The organism is Humitalea rosea, from assembly GCF_003253705.1.
In the GTDB taxonomy this organism is placed as follows: domain Bacteria; phylum Pseudomonadota; class Alphaproteobacteria; order Acetobacterales; family Acetobacteraceae; genus Humitalea; species Humitalea rosea.
The window spans coordinates 64655-85854 of sequence record NZ_QKYU01000010.1 but is presented as its reverse complement, the minus strand read 5'-3'; the positions used below and the strand labels follow the sequence as shown (position 1 = coordinate 85854).

Sequence of the window (21200 nt, the reverse complement as noted above, 5' to 3'; positions counted from 1 at the left end):
CAGGGCAGGCGCGCCGTGGCGTGCCTGCCCGCATGGGCGACATCACCAAAGACCAGCAAGCCGCGCCGGGCCTTCGCCCGCGCCCCATGGCCGGCCCGCAATCAAGAACTAGGAGACGCGACGATGAGCGAAGAAATCCGCAGGGGCCTGGTTGGCGTGATCGCCGATGAGAGTGCCGTGTCCAAGGTGGTGCCCGAGACCAACAGCCTGACCTATCGCGGCTATCCCGTGCAGGAACTGTGCGAGGCCTGCGCCTTCGAGGAGGTGGCCTTCCTGCTCTGGAACGGGGAACTGCCGACCAAGGCCGAGCTTGCTGCCTTCCGCGCCGAGGAAGCCTCCCAGCGCGCCATCAGCCCCGCGCTGCACCGCGTCATCGCCGACTTCCCGAAGGACGCGCATCCGATGGATGCGATCCGCACCGCCGTCAGCTTCCTCGGCATGGAAGACCCCGAGACCGCGGATGTGTCCGAGCCCGCGACGCGGCGCAAGGCGATGCGCATCCTGGCCAAGGTGCCGACGGCGATCGCCGCCGCCGCGCGTGCCGCCAAGGGGCTGCCGCCGATCGACCCCGATCCCTCGCTGACCTTCGCCGAGAACTTCTTCCACGTGGTCTTCGGCAAGGTGCCGGCGAAGGAGGTGGTGAAGTCCTTCGACGTCTCGCTGATCCTCTATGCCGAGCACGGGTTCAACGCCTCGACCTTCACCGCGCGTACGGTCACCAGCACCGGTGCGGATCTGCATGGCGCGATCACGGCGGGCATCGCCGCGCTGAAGGGCCCGCTGCATGGCGGCGCCAATGAGGCGGTGATGCATATGCTGAAGGAGATCCCGGGGCCCGAGGCCGCGGCGGCCTGGCTGGAGAGCCGCTTCGACCACAAGGCGCTGGTGATGGGCTTCGGCCATCGCGTCTACAAGAGCGGCGACAGCCGCGTCCCGACGATGACGAAATACGCGAACATCATGGCCGAGGTGGTGGGCGACCGCCGCTGGATGGAGACGTCGCGCGTGCTGGCGGAGGTGATGCTGGAGCGGAAGAACATCCATCCCAATCTCGATTTCCCTGCTGGCCCCGCCTACTTCCTGATGGGCTTCGACATCCCGCTGTTCACGCCGATCTTCGTCGCGAGCCGCGTCACGGGATGGAGCGCGCATGTCATCGAGCAGGCCGCGAACAACCGTCTGATCCGTCCCTTGTCGCACTACATCGGCAAGGCGCAGCGCAGTGTGCCGAGTGCAGCCGAACGCGGCTGACGCGAAATTGCGCCATCGCATGATGTCCCTGCATGCGATGCGCGCAAAAATGCACTGGTTCCGAGATGGATTTCGTTGACAAGCCTCGGGCGCGGCCAGATAGCCTGCGCCCGACGTGCACCGATGAATGATGCGATTCGGAACCAGCGTGTCGAGGCGACTGCGGTAGCGATGCAGAGCCAGGTACGCGGCGATGGAAACGCAGCCGGATGAGGCGCCGTGGCAAGGAGGGATCATCGCATGTCGTGCATGCCGAAATCCTGTTGGGCATCTGGAAGTTGCGCCGGACACCCCTTCGCCATGTCGCGCATTTGGGTGCGGCGGATGGCGCGACTTTGCGTGGCGCGGTGCGTTACCGCTTCGGCAATGACGTGGCGTCCACAAGCTCCCTCGCGGATTGCCGCGTCTTGATCGCATGCGCCACGGAACCTCGATGACAAGGAGACGCCTGAAGTGAACGACGACATGATCGACCCGACCGCGACTGAAACCCCGAGCCGCGCTTGCGCGATGGCGATGTCCAGCACCACGCGTCGTGGCGGTGGCGCGCGCAAGGCCGCGACCTCGCGCAAGGTGACGGCACCGAAGGCCGCGCCGAAGAAGGCCGCTGCCGCCGCCCCCAAGGCCGCGCCGAAGAAGGCCGCCGCCAAGGCTGCTCCGAAGAAGGCCGTTGCCGCCAAGGCCGCACCGAAGCGGGCCGTTGCCGCCAAGGCCGCGCCGAAGCGGGCCGTCGCCGCCAAGGCCGCGCCGAAGAAGGCCGTCGCCGCCAAGGCCGCGCCGAAGAAGGCCGTTGCCGCCAAGGCCGCGCCGAAGAAGGCCGTTGCCGCCAAGGCAGCGCCGAAGAAGGCCGCCGCCGCCAAGGCCGCGCCGAAGAAGGCCGTTGCCGCCAAGGCCGCGCCGAAGAAGGCCGCTGCCGCCAAGGCCGCGCCGAAGAAGGCCGCTGCCGCCAAGGCCGCACCGAAGAAGGCCGCTGCCGCCAAGGCGCCCGCCCGTCGCGCTGCCGCCGCTGCCCCCAAGGCCGCGCCCCGCAAGGCCGCTGCCCCCAAGGCTGCTGCCCCCAAGGCCGCGCCGCGCAAGGCCGCCGTTGCCGCCAAGCCCGCGACGCGCCGCGCGCCGAAGGCCGCCCCTGCTGCCCCCGTCGCCGCGCCCAAGCCCGCCGCCCCCAGCGCGCGCAGCGAAGCCGCACGGAAGGGCGCGCAGACCCGCGCCGCCCGCAAGGCTGCCGCCGCCGCGGCTGCTCCGACGCCCGCGCCCGCCCCGGCGCCTGAGCCCACCGACGAGCCGATGGCCTGATCGGCACCATGGGCCGCGCCTGATCGCGGCCCATAGCCCGGCGATGCCTTCCCCTGGATGGCATCGCCGGCGCGCTTTGCGATGATCACCATCACCCCCCTTCCGCCCGGCGACCGCGTCCTGTTGGCAGCGTTGTTCGATGCCTATGCGGATGAGATGCGGGATGTGCTGGCCGGCACCGCACCGGCCTCCGGCGCCGCCACGGCCGCCATGCTCGACGCCGATCCCCATACGGAACTGCTCGTCGCCTGGGCCGATGGCCAGCCGGTCGCCTTCGCCATCTTCTTCGACCTGCCGGAGGCTGTCTTCGCGCGCCGCTGTGGTGCGTTGGATGATCTGTTCGTGCTGCCCACGCATCGCGGCCGCGGCATCGCCCGCACCTTGATCGAGGCGCTGACCGGGCTTGGTCGCAACCGCCACTGGTCGCATCTGCGCTGGATCGTGCCGGAAGGCGACCAGGACGCCATCGCGCTGTACGAGCGCATCGCCGCGCGCGCCGATTGGCGCAGCTACGTCATCCGGCTCGACCCGAGCGCCTCGCTGTAGTCAGCCGAAGGTGCCGAGCAGATCCTCGACCTCGGCCTCGGTCAGGCCGCGCGCGCCCATGCCGCGCAGCATCAGCGCGAGGCGCGCCGACTCCTCCAATTCCTCGGCGGCATAGACCGCATCGATCAGGCTCTTGCCGGATACGACGGGGCCGTGGTTTGCCAGCAGCATGGCGCGCGCCGTCAGCGCGGCGGCATGGATCTCGGGCTCCATCCGCGCATCGCCCGGGCGCCAGTAGCGCACGACGGGCAGGCTGCGCCCGACGCGCATGACGAAATAGGGCGTCAGCGGCGGGATCGGCGCGGTGTCGCCGGGGGACGCGAGGCAGGAGATCGCGGTCGCATGCGTGGAATGCAGATGCACCACGGCCCCCGCCTCCGCCCGCGCCGTCAGCACGGCGCGATGCAGGAAGACCTCCTTGGTCGGCTTGTCGCCCGAGACATGCGACCAGTCCGGCGCGAGCTTGGACAGGCTCGCGGGATCGAGGCTGCCGAGGCTGCTGTTGGTCGGCGTCATCAGGTAGCCGTCATCCAGCCGCACGCTGATGTTGCCGGCGCTGCCGACCGAGTAGCCGCGCGCGAACAGGCTGGCGCCGAGACGGCAGAGGCTCTCGCGCAGGTCGGCTTCCTTGCTCATGCGAAGGCCTTGAGGAAGAAATCGCGCCCGCCGAAATTGCCGCTCTTGAGCGCCAGATGCAGCCCCCCCGGTTCGGCATAGGTCCAGGGCACGCCGGGATCGATGGTCGGCCCGATCCGCAGGCTCCGCACATCCAGCGCCTGCACCACGGCACCCGAGGTCTCGCCGCCCGCGACCACCAACCGCCCGACGCCGGCCGCGACCAAGGCGCGCGCGATGCGGGCCATGGCATCCTCGACCAGCGCGCCCGCCACATCGCGGCCGAGTTTCTGCTGCAACGCGGCAACCTGTTCGGGCGGCGCCGAGGCGGCGATCACCACGGGCCGTGACGCCGACAGCTTCCCCTCCATCCACGCCAGCGCCTGCGCGGTCAGCGCCGCCGCATCCGGCGTCGCCAGCGCATCCAGTTCCAGGGTCGGCACCTGGTCGCGCGCATAGCCGATCTGCGCCAGCGTCGCGCGTGAGCAGGACCCCGCGAGCACCGCGAAAAGCCCCTGTGCCGGCGGTAGCGCCGCCGCATCCGCGCGGATTGGCAGCACCCCGGCGCGGCGAAAATTCTCCGGCAGGCCCATGGCGATGCCCGAGCCGCCGACCAGCAGCGGATGCCGCGCGGCGGCCTCACCCATCGCCATCAGATGCGTGTCGGTGACGGCATCGACGATGGCATAGCGCCGGTCGCGGTCGCTCAACCCGGCGACGGCGGTGCGGATCGCGGCCGCCCCCTGGTCCACGATGGCGAAGGGGATGAGCCCAACCCCGCCCGGCGTCTGCGCCGCCATCACGCGCACGAGGTTGGCATCGGTCATCGGCGTCAGCGGGTGGTGCTGCATGCCGCTCTCGTTCAACAGCTTGTCGCCGACGAACAGGTGACCCTGGAACACCGTGCGGGCATTGGTCGGGAAGGCCGGGCAGACCAGCGCGATGGAGGCGCCGAGCCGCTTCATCAGCGCATCCGCGACCGGGCCGATATTGCCCTCGGCGGTGCTGTCGAAGGTGCTGCATACCTTGAACAGCAGTTGCGTCGCGCCGGCCGCCAGCAGCGCCTCGGCCGCCGCGAGCGACTGCGCGACGGCATCCGCGGCGGGGATGGTGCGCGACTTCAGCGCGACGACGATGGCATCGGCCTCGGGCATCTCGCCATCCGGCACGCCGATGGTCTGCACCGTCGCCATGCCGTTCTGCACCAGCATGGCGGCGAGGTCGGTGGCCCCGGTGAAATCATCGGCGATGCAGCCCAGAAGCGGCATGAACTCTCCCCCTTAATTCTCTTTGGCCTGGCGGATGGGGAGCCAGCGGGCGCCCCGCGTCAAGCCGTGGCGTGGCCCGGCGGCAGCGCCAGCACGTCGCGATGGCCGACGCGCACGGAGAGGCGGCCCTCCATCGCCTGCCGTGTGCGGGCCTCGTACCAGGCCTGGATGCGCTTCTGCGCGCGGCGTTCCCTGCGCGCCGCCGCGCCGGCATGGCCCTCGGCGAGATCAGCCGCCATTCCCGGCGCCTGGCGCGGGATGTGCCAGTCGGAGGGTGCGGTCCGGACGCTGTAGCCATGCGCCGTAAAGGCCGCGGCCAGCGCCGTGGGGGCTGCCGCGCCCAGCGCGCGGCCGCCGAAGCCCTTATCCCGCCCCTGGTCGCGGCGGAAGCCGCGGGCGACCTCGGCATCGCCTGGCCAGGGTGGCGAGAAGACGTCGCGCCCGGTCACGTTCAGCGCGGCATAGAAGGGGATTTTTCGCGCGGCGATGGCGGCGGCCATGCGGGCCACCCAGGGCTCCGACACCAGATCGCAAAGCGCTGAATTCACCACCGCATCGGCATTGACCAGCGGCAGGTTGGCCGGGCTGCCGCGCAGGTCGGCGACCAGCCCCTCCACCCGCCAGGCGCCGCCCGGCGCATGCAGCAACAAAGTGCGCCGGCTGGGGAAGGTGATGGTCAGCCCGATCTCGGCGCCGAAGCCGGCGATGGCCTCGAAGGCCTCCTCGATCAGCCGTGGATCGGCATCGACCAGGGTCCAGGCCTGGGCACGATGGATGATCGGCGCCAGCCAGCGGAACAGGCTGCCGGTGCCGGCGCCGAGGTCCAGCAGGCGTGGCCGGGCCGGCAGCGCCTGCGCGAGCAGTTCCGCCAATTCGATGTCGCGCGAGACGGCATCGAAGCCCTCGCGCTGGTCGAGCCATTCGGCATCGAAACTCTCGCTCATGCTGCGGCATCCAATGCGGCGGCGAAGAGGGCTGCGCGATCCGACCAGCGCGGCAGCCCCTGTCCGGCGGTCCAGGCGGCCTTGGCCATGTTGGCGCGCAGCAGCGGGTCCAGGATCGCCCGCCGCATCCCGCGTGACAGGCTGTCGGCATCCCCGACCGGGGCCACGATGGCGGTGCCCTGCGTCGCCAGATCGGCGATGGCACCGCCCGCCGTGATCGCCAGCGGCAGGCCGCGCGCCAGCGCCTCGGCCGCGACCATGCCATAGCCTTCCCAATGGGTGGCCAGCGCGAAGAGATCGGCCTTGGCATACAGCGCCTCGATGCCGACCTCATCCACTTCGCCGGCGAAGGTGACGCGCTTGGTCAGCCCAAGCTCCTCGGCCAGCGCCACCAGCCCATCGGCATGGGCGGTATCGCGCGGGGCGCCGACGATGGTCAGGGACCAGTCGAGATCGGTCAGCCGGCCCAGGGCGCGCAGCAGCACGTCATGGCCCTTGCGCGGCACCAGCGTGCCGATGGAGAGGATGGCACAGCCAGGCCCGCCACTGCCGGTGCTGCGTGGGGCAGGGTCGGTGCCAGGCTCGACGATCGTCACCCGCGCCGGGTCCACCGCGAATTCATCCGGCAGGCGGCTGGCGGTGAGGCGGGAGGTGGTGATGAGACCCGCGAGACGCGGGAAGATCGCCTGCTCGCGCGCCTTCAGCGCGGCGCGGTCGGCCTCGGCGAAGCCGGTCTCCAGCGCCGTCGGGTGATGGATCAGCCCGACGGCGCCACGCGCCACCAGATCCTCCACCACGGGGGCGAAGGCCGGCAGGCCGAGCCCATCCACGACGATCCGCGTGCCGGCCGGGATCGCCGCCAGCGTCGCGCGGGCAAAATCCTCGGCGGCGGCATCGGGCAGCGGATGGTGGCCGGCGAGTTCGATCACCGCGACCTCCCGCCCATCCGCCCGCAGCCCCGCCACGATGCGTCGGTCATAGACATAGCCGCCGCTGATGGCGTCGAACGGCCCCGGGACCAGCAGCGCGATCGGCGCGGGCATCAGGCGAGGGCGGCGTCGATGGGCGCCTCGTACGCGGCCCAGGCGAGCGGGCTTTCGCGCAGCAGCACCTTCAGCGCCTCGACCTTGTGGCCGCCCGCGCCGAGCTTGCCCTGCTTCAGCGCCGCGCAAAGCTCGGCGTGGATGTGGAAGCACAGATATTCGGTCGTGGTGTTCTGCCCGGCGAAGACCGGCAGGGTATCGAGGTTGGTGTAGTCGAAGCCGTCGAGGATCTTGCGCAGTTCCACCCGCGCGGCGGCGATGTCCACCAGCAGGTTCGCCTGGTCCAGCGCCTTGGCGCGGAACTCGGCCTCGACCACGAAGGTCGCGCCATGCACGCGCTGCGCCGGGCCGAATTCCTCGCCGCGGAAGGAATGCGCGATCATGACGTGGTCGGCGACGGTCAGGCTGAACATGGCAGGCGCGATCCTTCAGGCATCATAGGTAACGACGGGGCAGGGGGCAGCGGCAACAGATCCATCCAGCCCGAGCAGCGCCCCCATCCGCGCCGGCAGATCGGCGAAGGCTGTGGGCACGCCGAGCAGGGCGTCCAGGCGCGTATCCTCAAGCAGCGTCAAGGCCAAGGCCAGACGCTCGCCATAGCTGCGCCGGCCGCGCATGGCCGGGCTGACCGCGCCGACCTGGGAACTGACCAGCGACAGCCGGCGGGAGTGGAAGGCCTCGCCGAGCGGAAGGTTGCACAGCGCATCGCCGAACCAGGAGGCCTCGATGATGCGCGCCTCGAAACCGGCGGAGCGCAGCGCGAGGCGCAGCCCCTCCGGATTGGCCGAGGCATGCACGATCAACTCGCGATCGCCGGGCGCAGCCTCGGGCAGGCAAAAGCGCAGCCCGAGCGCGCGGGCGATCACCTCGCGCGAGGGATCGGCGTCGCAGAGCGTCAGCTCCATGCCGGGAAAGCGCGACAGCAGATGCGCCACCAGCAGCCCGACCACGCCTGCGCCGATCACCAGCGCGCGTTCGCCGGGCAGCGGCCGCGCATCCCAGATGATGTTCAGCGCGGTTTCCATGTTCGCCGCCAGCACCGCGCGCCTATCCGGCACCGCATCGGGCACGGGCACGCACATCGCGGAGGGCGCGAGAAAACGGTCCTGATGCGGGTGCAGCACGAACACACGGCGACCGATCATCTCCTCCGGGCCGGCCTCCACCACGCCGACCGCCGCGTAGCCGTATTTGACCGGGAAGGGGAAGCAGCCCGCCATCAGCGGGCAGGCCATGGCGCCCCATTGCGTCTCCGGCACGCGGCCGGAGAAGACCAGCCGCTCGGTGCCGCGCGAGATCGCGGTCGCAAGGGTGCGGATCAGGAGCTGGTCGGGCGCGCGCGGGGGCAGGCGCTCCTCGCGCAGTTCGCCCTGGCCGGCGGCGATGGTCCAGAAGGCGCGGCCGATCATGTTGCGTTGCTCCAGGGCCGGGCGCCGTCGATCGCCATATCCACCAATATGTCGTCGCCGAGCGGATGCACCATCCAGGGCGCGCGCAGCCCATCCTGAATGCAGGTGACCTCGGGCAGCACGAAGGCCGGACGGCCGGAGCCGAGGATCAGGGGCGCGATGGTGATGTGCAGCCGGTCCAGACACCCCGCGCGGAGAAAGCGCGAGACGGTGACGCCGCCGCCCTCGACGAAGATGCGGGTCAGCCCTCTCGCGGCAAGCGCCGCAATCAGCCCCGCGACATCGCAGCGCGCGTCGGTATCGGCCGGCAGCCGCAGCACCTCGGCTTGGCCATGCCGGTCGGGGCCCTCGGTCGTGGTGACGAGCAGGGTCGGCGGACCCTCGGTGAAGATGCGGTAGTGGCTGGCGAGCCGGCGCCGCGGGTCCAGCACCACCCGCAGCGGATGCGGACCCGGCACCAGCCGCGTGGTGAGCTGCGGATCATCCGCGGCGATGGTGCCGGCGCCGACCACGACGGCATGGCAGAGCGCGCGCAGGCGATGGGTGTGGCGCAGGTCGCCCGCACCCCCGATCCATTGTGACGCGCCATTGCAGGCCGCGATCCGGCCATCGAGGGATTGCGCGAGCCGCCCCACCACCACGGCGCCACCGGCCTGGCGCGGCGCGGCGAAGAGCGGCGCGAACAGCGCGCGGAGCGGATGCTCCGGCAAGGCCGCATGCCCCCCCGCCGCGCGGTCCAGCAGCGCTGTCCAGAGGCGGTCCATTTCGGCGTCGGCGGCGGGCTGCGTCATGCGGGGCGGTATATGGCCCAGCCATCGTGGCATCGAAAGGGCAGGGGCCGTCTCAGACGCGTGCGACGAAGGCCACGGCGGGCGTCACCCGCGGCGCCGGGCGCAGGCCGGAGGCGCCATAGGTCGGCGGGCTCGCGCGCGGCAGGGCGGCGCCGGCGATGGTCTCGATCACCTTGGCCTGCAGGGTGATGGCATATTCCAGCAGCCGGCGGTTCTCCGCCGAGAGATGCGCGAGCCGGTCGGCCAGCGCGGTGGCGGCGGCATGGGCCTCCTCGCCGCCGGGCCGGGCGCCGGTCTTCTGGGCCGCGGCCCAGGCGGCGGCGAAGGCATCCGAGGCGCGGGCCTTGGCCGCTGTGATGCCGGCGGCGCGGCCGAGATCCATGGCGGCCAAGGCGGCGTTCTCGGCCCGCAGCGCCTCGGCGAGGCGCAGGCCGGCGGTGAGCAGGGCATGCATCATGGGGTCGGGGTCTCCGGTGTCTGTTGTGCGGCCTGGGCCCGCAGCAATTCCGCCTGGACGGCGGAGGCGAGGCCGATGCCGCCGGTGCCGGCCATGGCGGTGGCGATGGCATCGACCAGCATCGGCTGCCACGCCGCCTCCGGCGCGCCACCGCCGAAGCGGCCAGCGGCCGCATTCACCGTGGCGAAGATCGGCTGCAACAGCGCGCCGAGGGCCTGCGCCTCGAACTGGCGGGCGACGCGGGTGATGGCGGTGATTGGGGCGGCAATGGTCATCAGCGGACCTCCAGCTCGGCTTGCAGCGCGCCCGCGGCCTTGATGGTCTGCAGGATGGTGATGAGGTCGCGCGGCCCGACGCCGAGGCTGTTCAGCCCGCGCACCAGCTCCGCCAAGGTGATGGAGCCGGCGAGCACCCCTACCCGGCGCTCGCGCTGATCGTCGATCTCGATCTGGGTGCGCGGCGTCACCACCGTCTCGCCGTCCGAGAAGGGGTTGGGCTGGCTGACCTGGGGCGTCTCGGTGATGCGGATGGTCAGGTTGCCCTGGGCGATGGCCACCGTGCTGATGCGGACGTTGCTGCCCATGACGATGGTGCCCGAGGCTTCCTCGATCACCACGCGCGCCACCTGGTCCGGCACCACGCGGAGCTGCTCGATCCCGGCCAGGAAGCCCACCGGGTCGCGGCCGCCGAGGGCCAGGGCCACGGTGCGCGGGTCGGTCGCGGTGGCGACGGTGGCGCCGGAGGCACGGTTGATGGCGGCCGCGATCCGGCGGGCGGTGGTCAGGTCCGGGTTGCGCAGGGCGAGGCGCATCGCCTGCTGCGCGCCGAGCGAATAGGGCACCTCCCGCTCCACGATGGCGCCGCTGGCGATGCGTGCGCTCGTCGGCACGCCGCGCTGCACGCTGGCCCCGGCGCCGCGCGCGGCGATGGCCCCGGTCGCGACCGGCCCCTGGGCGACGGCGTAGACCTCCCCATCCGCGCCGAGCAGCGGGGTGACCAGCAGGAGCCCGCCGGTCAGGTTCTGGGCATCGCCGAGCGAGGAGATCGCGACATCGATCCGGCTGCCGGGCCGGGCGAAGGCGGGCAAATTGGTCGTCACCATCACCGCGGCGACGTTCTTGGTGTCCATCTGGCGCTCGAAGTCGCGGGTGTTCACGCCGAGCCGTTCCAGCATGCCGACCAGCGACTGGCGGGTGAAGACCGAGGAGCGCAGCCGGTCGCCGGTCCCCGGCAGCCCGACCACCAGGCCATAGCCGACCAGCTGGTTGTCCCGGATCCCCTCCAGATCCGCGATGTCCTTGATGCGCACCTGCGCCATGGCCGGGGCCATAAGCGCCATGGCGAGCAGCAGCACGGCAGCGATCTTGATCCTTGCGAAAGTATTACTCGCCACGATGCGCCTCCGGGCCAGCCGACGGAACGCCGGTGGCCGGACGGCACATGGCGAAGCCCATGCCAGCCCGATTGGGCCTCGCGGCGGCAGGCCCTGCCCGCCGCCCGGCAGGAAAGCGCCGGGGATGAGGCAGGAACTGCCGCATGGCGTGGGGCGGAGAGAGACAGGAGGCGGTGATGCTGGCGTTGGGAATTCAGGGAGCGGGTCGCATCGCGCAGGAGCCGACGCGCCGGGCCGGGCGGGGTGGGGCGGCCTTCCGCCTGCCCGGGGCGCCCGCGGCCGAGTCCCCGGACGAATCCGGTGCGGTTGCCGCCAGCCTGTCGCTGGAGTTGCAGGAGGCGGCGCGCAGCCCCGCCCCGCCCCCCTCCGACGCCGATATTGCCTCGCGGGCCGAGGCGGCGCTCGACGGGCTGGGGGGGCTGCAGCTGGCCATGCTGGGCGGTGGCGGGGGGGAGGACGGGCGGGCGGTGCTTGCCACCCTGGTGGCCCTGCCTGAGCCCTTGGACCCCCTCCTGGCGGAAGTTACGGCCTCGATCCGGCTTCGCGCCCGCATAGAACTGGCGCGCGCAAAGGCACATTGCTTACGCCCGGGTTGAAAAGCGCGGCAGATCAAGCCGTTGTCACAAAAATCACCCATTGGTTACCCCTTGGCACCAGCCGCGCCGCGCGATAAAGGCGCCCCAACAAGGGGCTGGTGGTGATCCTTTCACCGGTCACGTTCGGGGACTCACGCATGCTCATGACGCTGCCGCCGGACTACAAACCCTCCGCTGACGAGGACTACATGTCCGCGCAGCATCTGGCCTATTTCCGCCAGAAGCTGCTGAGATGGCGCAGCGATCTGGTCCGGGAGGCGGGGGAAACCCTGTCCTCCATGGGGCAGGGCGGAATCGTCGAGGCCGATCTCACCGATCGCGCCAGCGTCGAGACCGACCGCGCATTGGAACTTCGCACCCGCGACCGGGCACGCAAGCTGATCAGCAAGATCGATCAGGCCCTGGAGCGGATCGAGAACGGCACCTACGGCTATTGCGAGGAATCGGGCGAGCCGATTGGCCTGCGCCGGCTTGAGGCGCGGCCGATCGCGACCCTGTCGATCGAGGCGCAGGAGCGCCACGAACGCATGGAACGCGTCCACCGCGACGACTGATCCTATGCCGCCGCCCCGTCCATAGCGGCGGGGCGCGGCGACAGCGGCTTGCATTTCCGGGCGCGCCAGCGCAGAAGGCGGCCGACCTAGCTATTGTTTTGTCTTTCAGCCTCGGGCGGGCGGCAAGGATGCCGCCTCGGGCCCGCGTTTTCGTATGGAGGCCCCCCGTGGCGCGCATTTCGCTGGATCTTATCCGCAACATTGGCATCACGGCGCATATCGACGCCGGGAAGACCACGACGACCGAGCGGATTCTCTACTACACCGGCAAGAGCCACCGGATCGGTGAAGTCCATGACGGCAACACCACCACCGACTACATGGAGCAGGAGCGCGAGCGCGGGATCACCATCACCTCCGCCGCCGTGACCGCCGTGTGGAAGGACCACCGGATCAACATCATCGACACCCCCGGCCACATCGACTTCAACATCGAAGTCAACCGGTCGCTGCGCGTGCTGGATGGTGCCGTCTTCATCATCGAAGGCGTGGCCGGCGTGCAGCCGCAGTCGGAGACCAACTGGCGTCTCGCCGACCGCTACAACGTCCCCCGCCTGATCTTCATCAACAAGCTGGATCGCACCGGCGCCGATTTCTACAAGGCGGCGGCGACGCTGACCGAGAAGCTCGGCATCAACTGGGTGGCCCTGCAACTCCCGATCGGCATCGAGGACACCTTCCTCGGCGTCGTCGATCTGGTCGAGATGAAGGCGATCATCTGGGAAGGCGACGAGCTTGGCGCCGCCTACCACTACGCCGACATCCCCGCCGATCTGGTGGAGAAGGCGAAGGAATACCGCCAGATCCTGCTCGACACCGCGCTTTCGGTGGATGACGCCGGGATGGAGGAATATTTCGAGCATGGCGACGTCTCGGTCGCGACGCTGAAGCGCGCCATCAAGCGCGGCACCATCGACGGCGCCTTCCGCCCGGTGATGTGCGGCACCGCCTTCAAGAACAAGGGCGTGCAGCCGCTGCTGGATGGCGTGCTGGATTATCTGCCGAGCCCCATCGACGTCCCCGGCATCAAGGTCGCCGGTGAGGAAGGCCAGGAAGAGACGGTCGGCGACGACCGCCGCGTGATCCCGGCGAATGTGGATGCGCCCTTCGCCGGCCTCGCCTTCAAGATCATCAATGACAAGTACGGCAACCTGACCTTCGTCCGCGTCTATTCGGGCGTGCTGAAGGTGGGCGACACGGTCATGAACACGACCAAGGACCACAAGGAACGCATCGGCCGCATGTTCCAGATGCACGCCGACAAGCGTGAGGAAATCAAGGAAGTCACCGCCGGCGACATCGCGGCCTTCGTGGGGCTGAAGGACACCGGGACCGGCGACACGCTGGCGGACGCCTCCGATCCGGTGGTGCTGGAGCGCATGGCCTTCCCGGTCCCGGTCATCGACATCTCGGTCGAGCCGAAGACCAAGGAAGCGGTCGAGAAGATGACCATGGGCCTCGGCAAGCTGGCCGGCGAAGACCCCAGCCTGCGCGTCAAGACCGATCAGGAGACCGGCCAGGTCATCCTCTCCGGCATGGGCGAGCTGCACCTGGAGATCATCGTCGATCGTCTGCGCCGCGAATACGGCGTGGATTGCAACATCGGCGCCCCGCAGGTCGCGTATCGCGAGACGATCACCAAGTCGCATACCGAAACCTATACCCACAAGAAGCAGTCGGGCGGTTCGGGCCAGTACGCCGAGGTGAAGATCACCTTCGAGCCGAAAGAGCGCAACACCGGCGTCGAGTTCCACAACGGCGTGGTCGGCGGCTCGGTCCCGCGCGAATACATCCCGGCGGTGGAAAAGGGCATCAAGGTGCAGGCCGATACCGGCGTCATGGCCGGCTTCCCGACCGTGGACTTCAAGTACAGCCTGATCGACGGCAAGTACCATGACGTCGACTCAAGCGCGCTGGCGTTTGAAATCGCCGCCAAGGCCTGCTTCCGCGAAGGCATGAAGAAGGCCGGCCCGGTGATCCTGGAGCCGATCATGGACGTGGAAGTGACCACCCCGCAGGACCACGTCGGTGACGTGGTGGGCGATCTCAACCGTCGCCGTGGCGTCATCCAGTCCCAGGACATGGCCGGCACCTCGGTCATCGTTCGCGCCCATGTCCCGCTGAAGGAGATGTTCGGCTACATCTCCAACCTGCGCGGCATGACCAAGGGGCGTGCGTCCTTCTCGATGCAGTTCCATCACTACGACCCGGTGCCGCGCAACATCGCCGACGAGATCATGGCCAAGAGCGCCTGATTTCGAGGACTTGAACCGTGGGGCCGCACATGCCGGAAGGGATGTGCGGCCCTTGTCGTTTCCGGGCTCGGACCGCCGGATGAGAATTCTGCTCTGGTACTGGGGGCGGCGCGGTGGCGGCGCCCAGCATGCCTTCTGCCTCGCCCGTGCTTTGGCGGCCCGCCCGGACGTATCCCTGGAGCTTTCGGTCTCCGCCCAGGGAGAATTGGCCGACCGCTTCGCGGGGCTCGGCGTGCCCGTGCATTTCATCAATACCTTCAATGGCCCAGCGGGCTTTCTTGCCGCGACGCTGCGCCTGCCCTGGATCATCGGCACCCTGCGGGCGCAGGCGCGGGCCATGGGCGCCGATGTGGTGCTCTCGGTCATGAGCCATGTCTGGACGCCCCTGGCTGCGCCGCTGCTCGCCCGCGATGGCATCGCCTTCGTCCCCATCATCCATGACGCCCGGCCGCATCCCGGCGACCCGGCCCTGCTGTGGCGGTGGCGGATGCGGCGCGAACTCGGCGCCGCGCGCGCGGCGGTGGTGCTCTCCGATGCCGTGGCACAGGTGGTGGCGGCGGAGGCTCCGGGCCTGCCGCTGATCCGCTTGCCGCTCGGCGCGCATCTGCCCAATGGCGTGCCGGCCCCTGCCGAATCGGCCGGCGAGGACTTCCTCTTCTTTGGGCGGATGCGGGCCTACAAGGGCCTGGACCTGCTGCGCGATGCCTGGGCGCTGCTGCTGCGAACCCATCCCGGCGCCAGGCTGCGGGTGGTGGGGCAGGGCAATCCTGAAGCGGTGGCCCCCGGCCTCGCGGCGCTGCCTGGTGTCACGGTCGAGGCGCGCTGGGTATCGGAGGCCGAGATGCCCGGCCTCGTCGCCTCCGCCCGCGCCCTGGTGCTGCCCTATCGCGAAGCCAGCCAATCCGGCGTGCTGCCGCTGGCCATGGCCTGCGGCGTGCCGGTGATCGCGACCGCGGTGGGCGGGCTTTCGGAGCAGATGGGCGATGGCGCCGGCGGCCTGCTGGTGGCGCCGGAGGCCGCGGCGCTGGCCGGCGCCATGGCGCGGATGCTGGACCGGGAGGCCCACGCCCGCATGGCCGCGGCCGCGCTGCGGGTCGGGCGGGGGCTGTCCGATTGGGATGCCCAGGCGGCGACCCTGGTGCGGGCCCTGGCATGAACCAACTGCACCGTCTGTGGCGCGCCATCCCGCGCGAGGCCCGGCGCGGGGCGCTGTTCGGCGGCATGGCGCTGCTCGCCCCGCGTCCCACCCGCCCGGCGCCGGCCCCCTCGGAGCCGATCATCCTCGCCGGCTACCTCACCGCGCCGACCGGGCTTGGGGAGGGCGCGCGCCGCATGCTGGCGGCCATGCGGGCGCAGGGTCTCGCGGTGCATCCGGCCGACCTGACCTGGGCGCATCGCCAGGGGCCGCGCCATGCGCCGCCCGAGGTGCCGCGGGGGCCGGGCACGCTCATCCTCCATGTGAACGGCCCGATGCTGCCCTGGGCCTTGCTGGCGCTCGGCCGCCGGGCCGTCGCCGGCAAGCGGGTGATCGCCTATTGGGCCTGGGAATTGCCGGGGCTGCCGGCGGATTGGGCGCGGGGCTTCCGCTTCGCGCATGAGATCTGGGCCCCCTCCAGCTTCTGCGCCGCGGCGATGCGCCGCCCCACGGGTCCGCCGGTGCGGGTGGTGCCGCATCCGCTGCCTGAGCCCATCTGCGCGCCGATCGGGCGGGCGGCCTTCGGCCTGCCGGAGGCGGCGTTCATCAGCCTCTGCCTGTTCGACGCCGGCTCCTCCCTCGCGCGAAAAAATCCGCTGGGGGCGATCGCGGCGCATGAGCGCGCCTTCGGCGACCAGCCCGACCGTATCCTGGTGCTGAAGACCCATGGCACCGCCACGGCGGGCCCCGGTTGGGCCGAGGTGGCCGCCGCCGCCGCGGCCCGGCCGAATATCCGCGTGATCGACGCCGATCTGCCGCGCGCGGAGATGTGGGCGCTGATGGCCGCGGCGGATGTCGTGGTCTCGCTGCATCGCGCCGAGGGCTTCGGCTTTGCCATCGCCGAGGCCATGGCACTGGGCCGCCCGGTGGTGGCCACGGATTGGTCGGGCAACCGCGATTTCATGCATGGCCCCGGCGTGCATCCGGTGCCGGCCCGCCTGATCCCCGCGCGTGACCCGCAGGCGACGTATGATTTTCCGGCGATGTCCTGGGCTGATCCCGACCTCGATGCAGCGGCCGCCATCCTGCGGCGGATCGCCGGAACAGAGGGGCTGCGCCACCCGCCTCCGGTCGCTTTTCCCGCGCCGGATTATGCTGTCCTTCTCGACTTGGCGAGAACGCGGCTGGCAAGACCGCTTCCGACGGGTTACCAACCAACGCATGAGACAGAGTGAGACGATATGAAGCGTGCAATGCTTACCGGCATCACCGGTCAGGATGGTGCTTATCTCTCGAAGCTACTGCTCGAGAAGGGCTACGAAGTCTGGGGCCTGCTGCGCCGCTCCGCCTCGGCGGAGGTGATCGACAGCCGGCTGCGCTGGCTCGGCATCGAGCGTGACGTGCGCATGATCGACGGCAACCTCACCGACCTCTCCTCCATGATCCGGGCGATGCAGGATGTGAAGCCGGACGAGGTCTATAACCTCGGCGCGCAGTCCTTCGTGAAGACCTCCTGGAACCAGCCGCTGCTCACCGGCCAGGTGACCGGGCTTGGCGCCACCAACATGCTGGAGGCGGTGCGTATCGCGGCCCCCGGCGCGCGCTTCTACCAGGCTTCCTCCTCCGAGATGTACGGGCTGATCCAGGAACCGATCCAGAGCGAGAAGACGCCGTTCTACCCCCGCAGCCCTTACGCGGTGGCCAAGCTCTACGCGCATTGGATGACGGTGAACTACCGCGAATCCTTCGGCATGCATGCCAGCAGCGGCATCCTGTTCAACCATGAGAGCCCGCTGCGCGGCATCGAGTTCGTGACCCGCAAGGTCACCGACGCGGCGGCCCGCATCAAGCTCGGGCTGGCTGACACGCTGCCGCTCGGCAACCTCGGCGCCAAGCGCGACTGGGGCCATGCGCGGGATTACGTGAAGGCGATGTGGCTGATGCTGCAGCAGGAGGTGCCCGACGACTACGTCGTGGCGACCGGCGTCACCACCACCGTCGGCGACATGTGCCGGATGGCCTTCGATGCGGTCGGGCTGAACCACATGGATTACGTGAAGGTCGATCCGGCCTTCCTGCGCCCGGCCGAGGTGGATGTGCTGCACGGCGACGCCACCAAGGCCAAGGTCAAGCTCGGCTGGGAGGCTGAGACCGCGGTGGAGGATCTGATCGCCGAGATGGTGGAAGCCGATCTCGTCCGTCATCGCGCCCGCATGGCCTGACCCGCGTCCGCAATGTCCGCGCGCATCCTGATCACCGGCGCCGATGGCTTCGTCGGACGCCATCTGCTGCCGGTGCTCCGGGAAGCGTTCCCGCAATCGCGCCTGATCGCCGCCAGCCGCAGCGGGCGCGTTCCCGTCGGCGCCGATGCGGCGATCGTGGCGGATCTGCTGGAGCCGGACAGCTGGCGGCCGGCGGTGCGGGAGGCGGCACCGACCGCGGTGCTGCATCTGGCGGCCCAGGCCTCGGTCCCGGTGTCCTTCGCCGATCCGGCGGGCACCTGGAAGATCAACCTGGGCGGCACCCTGGCGCTGGCCGAGGCGGTCATGGCCGAGGCGCCCGATGCGTTGTTCATCTATGTCTCGACCGTCGAGGTGTACGGGCTGAGCTTCCAGTCGGGCCTGCCGCTCGACGAGACGGCCTTGCCCCGCCCGGCCAACCCCTATGCCGCCAGCAAGGCCGCAGCCGACCTCGCGGTGGGCGAGATGGCGTTGCGCGGCCTGCGCGCGATCCGCCTGCGCCCGGCCAATCATACCGGCGCGGGGCAGTCCTCGGCCTATGCGGTGCCCGCCTTCGCCCGCCAGGCCGCGCGCATCGCGGCCGGGGTACAGCCGCCCCGGCTCCAGGTCGGAGCACTCGACCGCTGGCGCGACTTCCTGGATGTGCAGGATGTCTGCGCCGCCTATGCCGCGACCATCGCGCGGGGCGATGCTCTGGCGCCGGGGACGGTGCTGAACCTCGCCAGCGGCAGCCTGCGGCGGATCGGGGATGTGCTGGACGACCTGCTGCGCCTCGCCGGGGTCAGCCCCGAGATCGAGGAGGCGGCCAACCGGCTGCGCAGCACCGATGTCGTCCGCGCGGTGCCGGATGCCTCGGCGGCACGCGCGGCGCTCGGCTGGGCACCGGCGGTGCCCTGGGAGACGACCTTGGGCAATGTCCTGGCCGATTGGCGCGGCCGCCTCGACGAGGACTAGCCCCGCCCCGCGCTTAACCGGGTGCCAGCGCCGCCACGGCCGCGCCGAGCACGGCGGCGAAGCGTTGCGGGGAGAAGGCCTCCCGCAGGCCTGGTCCTGGCCGGGCGAGGTCCCCCGCCAATGCGGCGCGGACCAGGGCGCGAAAGGCCTGGGGCGTATCGGCCGCCCAGACCCCGGCACCGAGCACCCCATCCGGCAGCGCCCCCGTCTCTTCAAGCACCCGGCTGGTCGCGATCACCGGGCAGCCGGCGACCAGCGCATCCGCGATATCCGCCCCCGCGCAGCCTGCGGCCGTGATCGGCAGCAGCGCGGCCCGCGCCCCCTGGTAGAAGCGGGCCAGACCCTCCCGCGACAAGGGCCCCATCGCCTGGAAGCGCGCCGCATTGGTGGCCGCGAAGGGGCGCCAGCGCGGATCCGCGGGCAAGGCGAGGCCCAAGGCCCCCGCCACCCGGATCTGCTGGCGCCGGGTGAGGAAGCCCAGCCCCTCGGGGAACAGGGCGAAGACACCCTCGATCCGCCCCGGCCCGTCGTCGCCGCTCAGCGCGCAATAGGGCGCGGCGGCCGCCTCCGGCAACGCGGTTTCGGCCAACTCCGAACAGAGCGGCAGATGCAGCACCCGCCGCGCCCCGGCCGCGCGCATCCCCGGCAAGGCCCGCGCCGAGGCGCAGAGCACGAGATCGGCCTGCTCCAACCGGGCGGCGTCCGGCCGCGGCCCCGCGGGCCCCTGGAACACCCAGGCCGAGGCCGAGCCGCGCGCCAGCAGCATCAGATCCGGCGCCACCCCGGGCGGCATCGTGCCCGTGACCTCCCAGCCATCGGCCCGCATCCCCCGGCACAGGGCGGCGGACCATGGCCCGCCGCCCGGGGCGGCGATGAACAGGCAGCGGCGCGTTGTGGTCATGCCACCGCCGCCAGGGCGATCTCGGCCAGATGATCGGCGAAGGCATCGCGCGGTACAGGCCGGAAGCGGCCCGCCGCCCGCCGCAACGCCTCCAGCGCGGCCGGGTCGGTGACCAGCCGGGAGACCATCGCGTGCCAGGCCGGGAAGTCGAGCGGATCGAGCGCCGGCATCAGCCCCTCGGTCGCCTCGACCAGGGCCGGGCAGGTGCTGATGATGCAGGGCGTCCCGAAGGCGAGGCTTTCCGCCGCCCCAAGCCCGAAGCCCTCGGCATGGGAGGGAAACACCGTGAACATCGCCGAGCGGTAGAGCCAGGCCAGCTCCGCATCGCCGACGCGGCTCAGCACCCGCAGATGCGGTCGCAGCCGCCAGTTCCGCTCCAGCCGGTTGCGATCATCCGCCGTGCCCCAGCCCCATTGGCCGACGAAGACGAGAGCGGGGAGGGTCCCGGGCGGCAGCTCCTGGCGCAGCCTCTCCCACAGGTCGATCAGCAAGCGGTGGTTCTTCCGCGCCTCGATGGTCGAGACGTAGAGGACGAAACGCTGCCCCTCCAGCGCCGGCACGGCGAGGGGGACAAGCTCCTCGGCCAGCCCCACCGGCAGCAGGCAGGAGCTGAGGCGTGGCGACAGGTCGTTGGGCGTGGCGATCACCGCCCGGTACCGCTCGGCGGTATAGGCGGAGATGGTGACGATGGCATGGGCCAGATGCCCCATCTCGACGAAGAAGCGGTGGTAGATGTCGGGCGTCCCGGGCGTGGCCCAGGGCAGGTCCACGGCGATGACGTCATAGACGACGGAGATCACCTTCAGCCCGCGTTCGCGCACCATCCGGTCCAGATGGTCGAAATCCAGCCAGTCCCAGGGGTTGCCGGCGATCACCAGCACCGCATCCGGCGGCAGGTCGGGGCTGAGCGGTGCCTGCGCATCGGCCGCCGGCAGAGGGCAGCGGGTCAGGCGCGCGGCAAGGTGCCGCCCGACCCGGCCGACGCCGGCGCCGCCGACCAGGATCAGATGCGCGGCCCGCAGCCCCGCGATCAACACGTTGCGCAGCCCGGCGCGCAGGGCGTGGGACACCGCCCCTCCGGCTGAGGGCGGCAGCCGCCGTCGCACGAAGGCCTCCGCCTGCGCCGCGATCACATTGGGCGGGGTCCGGGCGAGGCGCCCGAGCAACCGGCGCAGCCCGTTCGCCAGCTCGCGCACGGTGGCGAGGCCGAGCCGCAGCGCGCGCAGCGCATGGCCATCGGTGCCGGCCGGATCGGTCTCGGCCGTTTCGGGCACGAGGCGGGTGAAGGCACCCGCGAGGATGTCGCCGAGCATGGCCTTTTCCGCCGGGGTGGCGGCGCGATAGGCACGGAGCCGGCGGTCGAACACGACCAGCCGCAAGGCCACGTCCCGCCGCGCCAACAGGCGGCGGGCGATGTCCTGTTCGACGCGGATGATGCCCACGGGCAAGCGGCCGCCGTGCAGCAGGCTGAGCGTGACGTCGAGGAAGACGACCGCAGGGGCGGGCCGGTGCCCGCTCGGTTCAGCCTCCCTGCCCATTAACCGGCTCTCCCAGG

At 70.9% G+C, this 21200-nt stretch carries 22 protein-coding genes; 10 read left to right on the top strand and 12 right to left on the bottom strand.

What is annotated here, in order from left to right:
- The first annotated feature begins 123 nt into the window (after positions 1–123).
- The 3 genes from C8P66_RS10240 to C8P66_RS10230 all read left to right on the top strand — a co-directional run bounded on the left by C8P66_RS10240 (position 124) and on the right by C8P66_RS10230 (position 3090).
- Positions 124–1251, top strand: a complete 1128-nt coding sequence (locus C8P66_RS10240; protein WP_111398159.1) for a bifunctional 2-methylcitrate synthase/citrate synthase — start codon at positions 124–126, stop codon at positions 1249–1251.
- A 453-nt stretch (positions 1252–1704) separates the two neighbouring features.
- A complete protein-coding gene (locus C8P66_RS24110) occupies positions 1705–2544 on the top strand; it encodes a hypothetical protein (protein WP_211314105.1) in 840 nt (279 codons plus the stop codon).
- A gap of 81 nt (positions 2545–2625) precedes the next feature.
- The gene (locus C8P66_RS10230) at positions 2626–3090 is read left to right on the top strand and encodes a GNAT family N-acetyltransferase (RefSeq protein ID WP_211314104.1); all 465 of its coding nucleotides are present in this window, start codon (positions 2626–2628) and stop codon (positions 3088–3090) included.
- Here the strand turns inward: C8P66_RS10230 and otnC are convergent, their stop codons facing one another.
- From otnC to C8P66_RS10180, 10 genes are read right to left on the bottom strand one after another with little or no spacing between them, the layout of a single operon-like run.
- Positions 3091–3726, bottom strand: a complete 636-nt coding sequence (gene otnC, locus C8P66_RS10225; protein WP_111398158.1) for a 3-oxo-tetronate 4-phosphate decarboxylase — start codon at positions 3724–3726, stop codon at positions 3091–3093.
- Positions 3723–4973 (bottom strand): 3-oxo-tetronate kinase, encoded by a 1251-nt coding sequence (otnK, locus tag C8P66_RS10220; RefSeq protein WP_111398157.1) that lies wholly within the window; start codon positions 4971–4973, stop codon positions 3723–3725. The genes otnC and otnK overlap by 4 nt, the downstream gene beginning before the upstream one ends.
- Positions 4974–5032: 59 nt before the next feature.
- A complete protein-coding gene (locus C8P66_RS10215; protein ID WP_111398156.1) occupies positions 5033–5917 on the bottom strand; it encodes a methyltransferase domain-containing protein in 885 nt (294 codons plus the stop codon).
- Positions 5914–6960: a glycosyltransferase family 4 protein gene (locus tag C8P66_RS10210; protein ID WP_111398155.1), complete on the bottom strand. Its 1047-nt coding sequence runs from the start codon at positions 6958–6960 to the stop codon at positions 5914–5916. The genes C8P66_RS10215 and C8P66_RS10210 overlap by 4 nt, the downstream gene beginning before the upstream one ends.
- Entirely contained in the window at positions 6960–7373 is a 414-nt protein-coding gene (locus C8P66_RS10205) for a 6-pyruvoyl trahydropterin synthase family protein (RefSeq protein ID WP_111398154.1), read from the bottom strand. The genes C8P66_RS10210 and C8P66_RS10205 overlap by 1 nt, the downstream gene beginning before the upstream one ends.
- A gap of 15 nt (positions 7374–7388) precedes the next feature.
- A complete protein-coding gene (locus tag C8P66_RS10200; RefSeq protein WP_111398153.1) occupies positions 7389–8369 on the bottom strand; it encodes a zinc-dependent alcohol dehydrogenase in 981 nt (326 codons plus the stop codon).
- Positions 8366–9160: a RibD family protein gene (locus tag C8P66_RS10195; RefSeq protein WP_245903411.1), complete on the bottom strand. Its 795-nt coding sequence runs from the start codon at positions 9158–9160 to the stop codon at positions 8366–8368. Before C8P66_RS10195 ends, C8P66_RS10200 begins: the two co-directional genes overlap by 4 nt.
- A gap of 52 nt (positions 9161–9212) precedes the next feature.
- Positions 9213–9617 carry a hypothetical protein gene (locus tag C8P66_RS10190; RefSeq protein WP_111398152.1) on the bottom strand — a complete coding sequence of 135 codons (405 nt, stop codon included), beginning with the start codon at positions 9615–9617 and terminating at the stop codon, positions 9213–9215.
- The gene (locus C8P66_RS10185) at positions 9614–9892 is read right to left on the bottom strand and encodes a rod-binding protein (RefSeq protein ID WP_111398151.1); all 279 of its coding nucleotides are present in this window, start codon (positions 9890–9892) and stop codon (positions 9614–9616) included. The genes C8P66_RS10190 and C8P66_RS10185 overlap by 4 nt, the downstream gene beginning before the upstream one ends.
- Positions 9892–10956: a flagellar basal body P-ring protein FlgI gene (locus tag C8P66_RS10180; protein WP_245903423.1), complete on the bottom strand. Its 1065-nt coding sequence runs from the start codon at positions 10954–10956 to the stop codon at positions 9892–9894. The genes C8P66_RS10185 and C8P66_RS10180 overlap by 1 nt, the downstream gene beginning before the upstream one ends.
- Positions 10957–11153: 197 nt before the next feature.
- Between C8P66_RS10180 and C8P66_RS10175 the strand changes: the two genes are divergently transcribed.
- The 7 genes from C8P66_RS10175 to C8P66_RS10145 all read left to right on the top strand — a co-directional run bounded on the left by C8P66_RS10175 (position 11154) and on the right by C8P66_RS10145 (position 18744).
- Complete coding sequence (locus tag C8P66_RS10175) at positions 11154–11606, top strand: flagellar assembly protein FliX (protein ID WP_111398149.1); 453 nt, start codon at positions 11154–11156, stop codon at positions 11604–11606.
- 137 nt (positions 11607–11743) lie between these two features.
- Complete coding sequence (gene dksA / locus C8P66_RS10170) at positions 11744–12160, top strand: RNA polymerase-binding protein DksA (RefSeq protein WP_111398148.1); 417 nt, start codon at positions 11744–11746, stop codon at positions 12158–12160.
- A gap of 128 nt (positions 12161–12288) precedes the next feature.
- Positions 12289–14415: an elongation factor G gene (fusA, locus tag C8P66_RS10165; RefSeq protein ID WP_408882035.1), complete on the top strand. Its 2127-nt coding sequence runs from the start codon at positions 12289–12291 to the stop codon at positions 14413–14415.
- 79 nt (positions 14416–14494) lie between these two features.
- Positions 14495–15571, top strand: coding sequence for a glycosyltransferase family 4 protein (locus C8P66_RS10160; RefSeq protein WP_111398146.1), 1077 nt, complete (start codon positions 14495–14497; stop codon positions 15569–15571).
- Positions 15568–16785, top strand: a complete 1218-nt coding sequence (locus tag C8P66_RS10155) for a glycosyltransferase family 4 protein (RefSeq protein WP_111398145.1) — start codon at positions 15568–15570, stop codon at positions 16783–16785. Before C8P66_RS10160 ends, C8P66_RS10155 begins: the two co-directional genes overlap by 4 nt.
- Before the next feature lie 6 nt (positions 16786–16791).
- Positions 16792–17772, top strand: coding sequence for a GDP-mannose 4,6-dehydratase (gene gmd / locus C8P66_RS10150; RefSeq protein ID WP_111398144.1), 981 nt, complete (start codon positions 16792–16794; stop codon positions 17770–17772).
- A gap of 12 nt (positions 17773–17784) precedes the next feature.
- Positions 17785–18744, top strand: a complete 960-nt coding sequence (locus tag C8P66_RS10145; RefSeq protein ID WP_111398143.1) for an NAD-dependent epimerase/dehydratase family protein — start codon at positions 17785–17787, stop codon at positions 18742–18744.
- A 13-nt stretch (positions 18745–18757) separates the two neighbouring features.
- On the opposite strand, the gene C8P66_RS10140 is transcribed toward C8P66_RS10145, so the two are convergent.
- Positions 18758–19645: a glycosyltransferase family protein gene (locus C8P66_RS10140; protein WP_111398142.1), complete on the bottom strand. Its 888-nt coding sequence runs from the start codon at positions 19643–19645 to the stop codon at positions 18758–18760.
- The gene (locus C8P66_RS10135) at positions 19642–21183 is read right to left on the bottom strand and encodes a glycosyltransferase (RefSeq protein WP_111398141.1); all 1542 of its coding nucleotides are present in this window, start codon (positions 21181–21183) and stop codon (positions 19642–19644) included. Before C8P66_RS10135 ends, C8P66_RS10140 begins: the two co-directional genes overlap by 4 nt.
- Between the last annotated feature and the right edge of the window lie 17 nt (positions 21184–21200).